General features: G+C 34.6%; 7 protein-coding genes and 1 tRNA gene. 3 read left to right on the forward strand and 5 right to left on the reverse strand.

Annotation, left to right across the window (positions count from 1 at the left end):
- Positions 1–728 precede the first annotated feature (728 nt).
- A complete protein-coding gene (ettA, locus tag BWD121_RS04600; protein ID WP_078663568.1) occupies positions 729–2378 on the reverse strand; it encodes an energy-dependent translational throttle protein EttA in 1650 nt (549 codons plus the stop codon).
- A 740-nt stretch (positions 2379–3118) separates the two neighbouring features.
- On the opposite strand from ettA, the gene pncA reads away from it, so the two are divergent.
- Entirely contained in the window at positions 3119–3727 is a 609-nt protein-coding gene (gene pncA / locus BWD121_RS04605) for a bifunctional nicotinamidase/pyrazinamidase (protein ID WP_078663569.1), read from the forward strand.
- Positions 3728–3799: 72 nt separating this feature from the next.
- Here pncA and BWD121_RS04610 read toward each other — a convergent pair whose 3' ends face one another.
- A complete protein-coding gene (locus tag BWD121_RS04610) occupies positions 3800–4840 on the reverse strand; it encodes a DUF475 domain-containing protein (RefSeq protein ID WP_078663570.1) in 1041 nt (346 codons plus the stop codon).
- A 367-nt stretch (positions 4841–5207) separates the two neighbouring features.
- Here BWD121_RS04610 and BWD121_RS04615 point away from each other — a divergent pair, with 367 nt between their 5' ends.
- Positions 5208–5744, forward strand: coding sequence for a helix-turn-helix transcriptional regulator (locus tag BWD121_RS04615; protein WP_010704001.1), 537 nt, complete (start codon positions 5208–5210; stop codon positions 5742–5744).
- 1047 nt (positions 5745–6791) lie between these two features.
- Here the strand turns inward: BWD121_RS04615 and BWD121_RS04620 are convergent.
- A tRNA-Ile gene (locus BWD121_RS04620) sits at positions 6792–6868 on the reverse strand.
- Between the two features lie 172 nt (positions 6869–7040).
- On the opposite strand from BWD121_RS04620, the gene BWD121_RS04625 reads away from it, so the two are divergent.
- Positions 7041–7781, forward strand: a complete 741-nt coding sequence (locus tag BWD121_RS04625) for an SIMPL domain-containing protein (protein WP_078664072.1) — start codon at positions 7041–7043, stop codon at positions 7779–7781.
- 50 nt (positions 7782–7831) lie between these two features.
- On the opposite strand, the gene BWD121_RS04630 is transcribed toward BWD121_RS04625, so the two are convergent.
- Together BWD121_RS04630 and rpoD are read right to left on the reverse strand one after the other, a co-directional pair.
- The gene (locus BWD121_RS04630) at positions 7832–8293 is read right to left on the reverse strand and encodes a YcgN family cysteine cluster protein (protein WP_078663571.1); all 462 of its coding nucleotides are present in this window, start codon (positions 8291–8293) and stop codon (positions 7832–7834) included.
- Between the two features lie 681 nt (positions 8294–8974).
- Positions 8975–10978, reverse strand: coding sequence for an RNA polymerase sigma factor RpoD (rpoD, locus tag BWD121_RS04635; RefSeq protein WP_078663572.1), 2004 nt, complete (start codon positions 10976–10978; stop codon positions 8975–8977).
- Between the last annotated feature and the right edge of the window lie 152 nt (positions 10979–11130).

The raw sequence follows: 11130 nt of genomic DNA on the forward strand, positions 1-11130 counted from the left end.
TTTAAATAGCTGTATATCTTATTGAAAATAAAACATAAACACCTAGAAAATACTCCAAATATTTATGTATTAAACGCCATACTATAAAGTAGCTGTTTACACTTGCTAAATGACATATGTACCAATGTAATGCTGAATTTAAGTTTAATTTAAATAAAAAAATAAAACCCGACTGAAGAATTTTTCAGTCGGGCCAGACAATCTAGGGATCCACGCGGGGGAGGGGGGAGAGGCTCCCTGATTGCCTTATTACATCAACCATTATAATCGCTAATGCAATGGTTTTACTATGAAATAAAATATTTTAAACAACAAGAAATTCTCATTGTCTTAGCTAAAAAAAGGACGAAAGATAGCTTTAGGTCTTATAAAAATGGAAAAATTTAGGCAAAAAATATTTAAAATGATCCAATTTGAAGCAAATTTACTCCAAAGTGTGTTAATAAAATTCTTTTTAGTAGTTTTAATTTTTAGTATAAGATTATAAGCAATAACTTAGTGTAGTAAAAGTTTTAAAATAGCAAACAGTTTTTATAAATCATATTCCAATAAACAGGTAAATTATATCAATTAAATTAAACAGCTTATTACAATAAAAATCTTTTAATACCCTGCTCTATTAAATTAAGCGCTTATACTTTGCCAAATAAAAACACAGGCCTTAGAATCTTCTAAAAATATTATACTGACAAATTAAGAGTATAAGTATTCATATAAGAAAAGCAGTGTTAACGGGCGAGAGGTTTATAATTGACACGTTTAAGATTAATAGCATCTGGACCAAGACGACGAAGTTTATCAGCTTCATATTCAGCAAAATTACCTTCAAACCATTCCACATGACCATTACCTTCAAACGCCAAAATATGAGTAGCCAACCGATCAAGAAACATACGATCGTGCGATATTACAACTGCACAACCAGCAAAATTTTCTAGTGCATCTTCTAACGCACCTAATGTTTCTGTATCAAGATCGTTTGTAGGTTCGTCAAGAAGAAGAACATTACCTCCATTTTTTAAAAGTTTAGCTAAATGAACACGATTACGCTGTCCTCCCGATAAATTCGCCACCTTTTGCTGCTGATCTGAACCTTTAAAGTTAAATGCACCACAATAAGCACGGCTATTCATTTCATATTTGCCTAACTTAATAATGTCATCTCCACCAGAGATTTCCTCCCAAACAGTCTTATCTCCTGCCAATGCATCACGATTCTGGTCAATATAACTCATCTGAACCGTTTCCCCGATGCGTACTGTACCTGAATCAGGCTGTTCCTGCCCTGTTAACATTTTAAATAAGGTAGACTTCCCAACACCATTGGCACCAATAACGCCCACAATTCCACCGGCAGGAAGCTTGAAAGAAAGAGAATCGATTAATACACGTTCACCATACGCTTTTGATAAACTATCAACTTCAATAACAACCTGTCCCAATCTTTCTCCAACTGGTATAATAATTTGCGCATCTCCAGGACGGCGTTCACGCGCAGCCTGAACCAATTCATCATAAGCCCTGATACGAGCTTTTGATTTTGCTTGGCGCGCTTTCGGACTGGAAGCTATCCACTCCTTTTCGCGAGACAATGCACGTTGACGAGCAGCTTCTTCACGCCCCTCTTGTGCCATACGTTTAGCTTTAGCATTCAAATAAGCAGAATAATTTCCCTCATAAGGGATACCTTTACCGCGATCTAATTCTAATATCCAACCCGTTACATTATCGAGAAAATAACGGTCATGCGTAATCAGAAGTACTGCACCTGGATACTCACGTAAATGCCTTTCAAGCCAAGCTGTAGTTTCAGCATCTAAATGATTTGTTGGTTCATCTAAAAGCAATAAATCAGGTTTTGACAAAAGTAATTTACAAAGCGCAACACGCCGTCTTTCACCACCTGAAAGTTTAGTTACACCCTCCTCCCCTGGCGGGCAACCAAGAGCAGCCATAGCCATTTCTACTTGATTGTCTAAATCCCAAAGATTCTGACTATCAATAATATCCTGAAGTTTAGCGCTTTCATCGGCTGTTTCATCACTGTAATTCATCATCAATTCATTATAGCGATCTAAAATTGCCTGCTTATCTGAAACCCCTTCCATCACATTACCCCACACATCCTTGCTTGGATCAAGAACAGGTTCTTGCGGAAGATAACCACAACGTGCTCCTTCAGAAAGCCACGCTTCTCCTGTATATTCTTTATCTAACCCACTCATAATACGTAAAATTGTGGACTTACCTGCACCATTCGGACCTAAAATACCAATCTTAGCATCTGGATAAAAAGATAAATGGATATTTTCCAAAATTTTCTTATTGCCGTAAACCTTATTGACTCCAGCCATATGATAGATAAATTGACGCGCCATAAATTTCTCTTTGATATTATGCAAAATTAAAGGATGAGAATTTCGAAAGTATTATTTCGCTTTTCTTAAATTTCACAATTAGCAACACTTAAATAATGCCCTAACAGCTTTATCTTTATATTTATATATTTTTTCTAATCCCACAAGCCCTACTTTGCGCTTCAAAGGCAGAAAAACACTATCTCAAAGTACAAAAAGCAAATATTCTTAAGTTATACTTGAATTATGCTATCAAATAGCTCCTCTCTTTTCCATACAGGATACAAAACTACACTTTTATCGTATTAAACCAATCTATTAGTGCAAAAATCATAAAAGACAGCCAATTTTCTATGCACCATTTTCTCATTTTACAGATTTTACATCATGCCACCTTCCTCCACCCCGCGTTTCATCATTTTGATATCATCAAAATAAATGATCCCCATTATATTATTTTACGTGATTAAAACTGCATTAAAAAATGAGAACACATTTATAAAATCTAACGCCCCAGCCTTATTATCATAAAAGCTTCGTATCAACAAATAGCTTATCACTAAACAGTGCACTACTTATATTGATCTAGTTACAGATTAGCACAAAATTACAAGAATTATCGTACCAACTGATCCATTCATCTCTTTTGGTTTAAATCATCAAAATAAGCACAAACATTGACCAAATCATCTCAAAACTTTAAGACGAAACACAATCTTTAAAAGGCTACAACAAAAAAAATCACCCACAGGAATAAATTTATGGAAAAAAAAGCCTTAATCGTTATTGATGTACAAAATGACTTCTTACCAGGAGGAGCACTTGCAATCCCACAAAGCGATATTATTATACCTGCCGTCAATGACCTTATAAACCGTTTTGATCATGTCATTTTAACCCAAGATTGGCACCCAAAAAACCATTGCAGCTTTGCTTCTTCCTATCCCCACAGATCTCTTTATGATACAATTAAGCTTGACTACGGATTTCAAACACTTTGGCCCGATCATTGTGTACAAGGAACACAAGGAGCACAATTTCATACGTCTCTCATGGTTGGTAAAGCACAACTTATCCTGCGAAAAGGTTATCATCCGAAAATTGACAGTTGTTCTGCTTTTTTTGAAAATGACCACAAAACGCCAACAGGCTTACAAAGTTATCTCAAAGAGCGTGGTTTTACACAATTAATTATATGTGGTTTGGCTACTGATTTCTGTGTGGGATTTTCTGCAATTCACGCCGTAAAATGCGGCTTTAAAGTGAGTGTTTCACTAAACGCTTGTGCTGGTATTGATCTAAATGGATCATTAAATACGATGCTTAAAACTATGAATGAAACCGGCATAGAGCTCTTAATGACATTATAAATCACTTCCCCGTCCTGTTTTGTAGTAATAAATAGAAGAGTTTTTATAGAATCTGTATTTCAAAACAACAGATTATTCGGAAGATAATGTTTTATGTTTAAAGCGAATGGAGGAATAAAATGCTACCCCAAGAATACATACACCAATAAGTCCTGTTAATGCTTCAGGCACCGGCATAATAATTTGTATATACATAATCACTGCAAGTACCAAGATTGCGTAAAAAGCACCATGTTCCAAATAGCGGTAATGCAACAATGTTCCTGTTTCAACCAACATGATAGTTATAGCACGTACATAAAATGCACCGATACCAAGACCAATTGCAATAATAAAAAGATTATGTGAAAAAGCAAAAGCACTCATAACACCATCAAAAGAAAAGCTAGCATCCAGAATTTCTAAATAAAGAAATGAGCCCACTCCTCCCTTAGCGATAGTGACTAAAGTATTTTTTTGGGAATCCAAAAATGAACTAACTGCTTCAACCACTAAAAATGTTAAAAGCCCATAAAGCATGGCAAGTAAAACAGTCAGCTTATTTTCTGTTGTAATTTGCCCTGAGAAAAATAATATCAGAATCAAAACAATAGCAATATCAACTCCAACAAATGAACCAACCTTTTGAGCTGGTTTTTCTATAAATTCTAGCCAATGCACTTCCTTGTTAGGATCAAAAAAATATTTTAAACCAACCATCATGAGGAAAGTTCCCCCAAAAGCAGCAATACCCACATGAGCATTTGTCAAAATTTCAGCATACTGATGTGGCTCCCATAGTGCCAATTTGACTGCTGCAATTGGACTAATCCAAGCTGCAAAAGCAACAATCAGTAATGGAAAAATAACTCTCATACCAAATACTGCTATTAAAATGCCCCATGTCAAAAAGCGACGGGACCATAGCTGGTCCATTCTTTTAAGAATACGTGCATTGATAATAGAATTATCAAAAGATAGAGAAATTTCTAAAATTCCCAAAACACAGCAAATGAAAAAATATTTTAAAAAACCAATGAGACTACCCGTCTCAAACCAACCAACAAATCCACCCCCCAAAATACCAATAATTGTGAAGAAAAAAGCCCATCTAAAATAGCCTAATAGGGCCATGATCACGCCTCAAAATTCATCTTTTTAATCTATCCTGGTACTCACTCATATTGAAAGATCACAAGATTGAAAGATTACATCTATCGATAGTACAAATAATATACATCGTAAAATTTATATGGAATCTCTCCAAGAAAAAACAAGAGAAGAATCAAAAAAGCCCACATTTCTTCCAATAAAAAGGTTATTCCTTATAATAATAAAATACAAAAAATTAAAATTTAATCCAAATATTTATTAAATATTAAAAAAAATAAGAGGAATAAAAGTCAATAAATATTGACATTAGGTAATGAGATATTCATACATTGTGTGCTTTTACCAACACAAAGCTCATACCATGATGATTTACTGAGGGAGATAATTCGTGGCACGTCCTGAAACTGAAGCAAAAACTGTATTTGGAAAACGTTTACGTCATGTACGCCTCGCTTTAGGCGATCCGTCACGTGAAACATTAGCTAAAAATTTTAGCATGACAAAAAATTCTATCGCCTTTTATGAGCGTGGAGAAAGAGAGCCTAACCTTAGCGTATTACAAGCATATCGCACGTTGTATGGAGTCAACATTAATTGGCTTTTAACTGGACAAGGAAAAATGTTTGACACCGAATGCACTAGAAGTGAATTCGATTGGAATTATTTTATTAAAAAAATTGAAGCAATTGAAGATATTCTTACCAAAAATGATCATAACGATACACTAAATCAAAAAAAGATTGAAAATTCTTATGAAAAATTACAGCAATATCTTTTGACACAAGGTATATCCAATGGCCTTAATCCAAAGGCAATTACTTCTCTGGTCAATATGAAAGCAAATATGGCCAACTCTTATGCTCTTAGTTTGTTTATCGATTTACTTATTCGAAGCATATCGCACAAAGAAACGACCGCTAGCTAGTAATATTCATTGCAAATAAAATCAGGCTTAAATTTTATTAACGTGGGCAGTAAGTAGTATTGTACTTCTACCATATTGATAAAGTTTAAGCTGTTTTATAATTTTTGCTGTAGTAAAATAATCAAACAAGTTTTGTTTGTAGTGATACAATTTTTCTTATTTTCAATACCCGTTATTGAAAACAATTAGTTTTAGAGTATGAAATAGCTCCTTGTAAAAAATGGCTGCTTTGGTCCTTCTCAGAAGGAGGAGGATATTAAGTGTTTTTTGTGGTTGCTAACGCACTTATTCACAGCCTCTACCCACACGCTTTATAAGTAATACACTTTTTGCCAAACTAATTACTAAATCACCATTAAAGTTTATCATCATCCTGCAAATAATATCGATTATTCTTAACTAAAAAATAACCTGCTTCATCCCTTGAGAAAGCAACCCTTTTTATTTTCATCTTTATAATAGCAGTTTCCAACCATATTCAAAAAAGAACGCCGCTCCTAAATATGTTGTTTCATATCCACTAAATGAATACTTATGAATTTTTCAACTTTCATTTCATTGATATCATAACTATTCATGTAATTTATTTTATAGCTTCGATAGCAAAATCTTATTCTGATGTTTTATAACACATAAAAATACATATATTAGGGATGATAAAGAAAGACTTAGTCTATTGGATATGAGCTACCTGTAAAAGTTAATAGCTTTATTTAAAATATCCTCTTTCCCTCACAAAACTTTTGAAATTTAATAAAATTCCATATTTTTGTGCGAAAATAGCAGAGGAATATATTGGGAACAATATTGTAATCAACCAATAATATATAACAAACACTTTACGTTAAAGCACTGACCAGAAAACTTGATCAAATAAATCACAAAGCTATAAAAATGTGCCCGATAGGAACCAAAAAAATCAACAAAATAAACAACTACGTAAATCTTCACTCTAAAAAGATATTTTGACTTACTAGATGACTTCTGATCCCGGAAGACATATTATAATATAATAAAATCAACTGCTTATAGGGATAAAAAAGGGAATGGTGGGCCCGGAGGGACTCGAACCCCCAACCAAGCGGTTATGAGCCGCTGGCTCTAACCAATTGAGCTACAGGCCCTACAGACTATTTTTCTCTAAACTAAAATGCTTTACGATACAAGAGACTGCTTGAATTATAATTCACTTTTTTAAGTTTCTCTCGTTTTTTATCCTTTAGTATCTTAATTCTTTACAATGATTCCCGAAAATGGAAAAGTGAAAATCTATAAATGAAAGGAGTGCAAATGAATATGATACAAATAATTTTCCAGCTAAAAAATACTAACTTAATTAAAGTTTCTATGTTAGCAGTATTAACATTACTAACTACTTCATCCTCTGTACATGCAGAAGAATGCACAATAAAAAATTCAACTATTGTAGTTACTGCAACAGGTGAAAGCCAAGCAGCACCAGATATGGCAATTATCAATCTATCTATTGTTACTTACGACAAAACCGCTCAAAAAGCATTAGCGGACAATAATAAATTTATGAACAATATTGTAGACTCTTTAAAAAAAAATAACATTCAAGAACACGACTTACAAACATCAAATTTGTCTATTTATCAGTCTAGCTCAGATAAACAGCAAGAACAAAAAAATAGCGAAAACCTCTATGAAGTTTCCAATTCTTTAACAGTGCGTATCCGTGATCTTGCTAACGTTGGTAAAATATTTGATCAAGCAATATCTTTGGGCATTAATTCTGTCCATGGCATTACCTTTACCAATGCTGATACAAAACCTTTTTATAAAGAAGCACGTCAAAAAGCTATTGCTGAAGCTATTGAAAAAGCAGAAACTTTAACACAAGCAGCTAATTTAAAATTGGGTAAAATCATTGAAATTAATGAAAATAATAATAGCTTTCATCCAACACAGCGCTTAAGCAGAAGTGCACAATTTGCAAGCTATACAGATACAAATTTTTCAAGCGGTGAATTGAACTATAATGTCAGTGTTACTGTAACATTTTCTATCGACTAAGTAAGGTGTCGTCGTTAATTCGTATATAAAACAGTACATAAAAAATTGCATCACCGGCCCTCATATAAAATGCCGGTGATATATTGAAGATAGGCCTCGTCAGATGATAATTCATTTTCGTGAACTTCAATCTTCCCGTGTGCAGAGAATTGCGCTTGATGTATTGTTTGGCGATTTCCTGATATAAGCGGATGCCACCAATGAAGGTCTTTTCCTTCATTAATTAACCGATAAGCACAATTTTTTGGCAGCCAATGAACTTTTTTCACCGTTGCAATATCTAATAATATACAATCCGGAACTATTGATTTACGATGAGCATAATCTTGACACTGACAAGTTTCCATATCTAAAAGACGGCAAGCAACGCTAGTTGTATAAATATAGCCAGTGCTTTCATCTTCTACTTTATGCAAACAACAAAAGCCACAACCATCACAGAGACTCTCCCACTCAACAATGGACATCTCTTCTAATTTTTTAACTTTCCAAAAGGGAGTCTCTTTACTCATAAATCGACTATACTCTTTTTAAAAATAAGAAAATTTACGCAAAATAAGTACAATGTTGTCCCTGTAACACTATACACCTCTAAGCTAGCTTAATACCATCCATATTCATTCTACCCCAAATCTTCCTAAAGATTAATTCAACAAACATAAAAGACATCTCTAGAAAAAATCTCATACAAAAAACACCTTATGAAGACATTTTATCACAAATGAACTTAAATTCAGAAACAACACTTAATTGTAATATCCTACAAACTACAATTACTGACAAAAATTAAATGAAATTGCTTCTACAAACTATACACTTGTATAAGCCATTTTATAAAAAAGAGATTCTTTGTGTTTACCTATGATTTGACACACTTCAACGTGAAGCATATTCAATATCATCCCCTCCTGGAATTAACTTCACCTACATGTACAAATACAAATAATAGTTTTTATGACGTCATTTATTTCTTCGCAGATCATCTCTATGATTTTACACTGCTTTTTTTCCACAGAGCACAGTAAATAAATATTTAAGTCATTATATTGCTTGAACGAAGATAAAAGAAGAGTGTATTTTTTTCAATTATTTAGCATACTTCTTTTATTTTTTTAAAAAAATTTTTCAAAAAATGACACAGTAAACTTTTCATTACAATAAACGGTACATTTTTGAAATATACTGTAAAATTATTAAGAATCAAGAAAACTGCGTAATTTCCGTGAACGGCTAGGATGCTTTAATTTCCGAAGCGCTTTTGCTTCAATTTGACGAATACGCTCACGTGTAACTGAAAACTGCTGACCAACTTCTTCCAGCGTGTGATCAGTGTTCATTCCAATACCAAAACGCATCCGTAAAACACGTTCTTCACGTGGCGTTAGTGAGGCAAGTACGCGAGTTGTTGTATCTCGTAAATTAGCTTGAATAGCTGCATCAATCGGCAACAACGCGTTTCTATCCTCAATGAAATCACCTAAATGGGAATCATCCTCATCACCAACTGGTGTTTCAAGTGAAATAGGCTCCTTTGCAATTTTAAGCACTTTTCTCACTTTTTCTAATGGCATAGAAAGTTTGCTAGATAATTCTTCCGGCGTAGGTTCACGCCCAATTTCATGCAAAATCTGACGTGATGTACGAACAATCTTATTAATAGTTTCAATCATATGAACAGGAATACGAATAGTGCGCGCTTGATCAGCAATCGAACGCGTAATTGCCTGACGAATCCACCACGTTGCATAAGTTGAAAATTTGTATCCACGCCGGTATTCAAATTTATCGACCGCTTTCATCAAGCCGATATTGCCTTCTTGGATGAGATCAAGAAACTGTAAACCACGATTAGTGTATCTTTTTGCAATTGAAATCACAAGGCGTAAATTGGCTTCTACCATTTCCTTTTTAGCGATTGTCGCTTCACGCTCACCTTTTTGTACCTGCGTAACAATCCGACGAAACTCCCCAATTGAGATAGCAGTTTCTTGCGCAAGACTTTGTATTTCACTGCGCAAACTCTGTATTACTTTAGCTTCACGAGTTGAAAATTCTTTCCAGCCAGATCCTGGCAAAGTTGCAATATAATTAATCCAATCTGCATCTAATTCACGACCTTGATATTCTTTTAAAAAATCTTCGTGCCCAACTCCATAGTTGTTAGCAAGCCGCTTCAATTTACCTTCACTATGAACCAACCGTTTATTGATATCATAAAGCTGTTCAACCAACGCCTCAATACGATTTTGGTTTAAAGAAAGAGACTTTACTGCTTGAATTAAATCAGCTTTCAATTGAGTGCATTTCTTTTTTTGAGAAGATGAAAGAGCATCCTCTTTACAATCTGCCAAACTGCTTTCAACGTGTTGATCTTGCAGCTTTCTCAGTTTTACATACGTCTCAGCAATAAAATCTAAAGTTTCCATAACCTGAGGACACAGCTCATTTTCCATCGCTGCAAGCGATAAGTTAACTTCATCCTCATCATCATCTTCAACACCAATGTCTTCTGCAAGATCGTCTACATCATGCATACTAGAACACGGCATTTCCTCTTTTATTCTTTCCACTTCACTGCGTTCAATAGCAGGAGCTTGCTTGGCTTCTGGACCAGCATAAGTCATTTCAAGATCAATAATTTCACGAAGAAGGATACGCTTCTCATTTAATTCTTCACGCCATATAATTAAGGCTTGAAATGTTAAAGGGCTTTCACATAGCCCCGCAATCATCGTTTCACGCCCTGCTTCAATACGCTTGGCAATGGCAATTTCACCCTCACGTGAAAGTAATTCAACTGCTCCCATTTCACGCAAATACATACGCACCGGATCATCAGTCCGATCTGTCGTATCACATTTCGATATTGTTGCAATTGATCGGCTGGTGGCTTCCACTAAATCACCACCTTCTATCGTAATTTCTTCCTCATAAGGTTCAGAATCGACTTCATCCTCGTCGTCTACAACATTAATCCCCATTTCAGACAGCATGGCCAATGTATCTTCAATTTGCTCAGATGTAACTGATTCAGAAGGAAGAACTGCATTCAATTCATCCATTGTCACATAACCATTTTTCTTGGCGAGTTTAATCATCTTTTTGATAGCATCATCGGAAAAATCAAGAAGAGGACTGTCCAAACTTACTTGGCCCGTTTCTGCCACGCTATCTTTTTGTTTAGCCTTTGTTGCCATACCATTAACTCCACTTGATCACTACTAGATTTTATGTGACCAGCTTTTTGCGTTTTCATTTAGCGCGTCAACAATTTCTCATATGCATTTTATCCTCGGATAAAATCCTCATTTTTAAAGACACACTTTATATACGCTTTTACCCACATAAA

The organism is Bartonella sp. WD12.1 (assembly GCF_002022415.1).
Taxonomy (GTDB): Bacteria; Pseudomonadota; Alphaproteobacteria; order Rhizobiales; family Rhizobiaceae; genus Bartonella.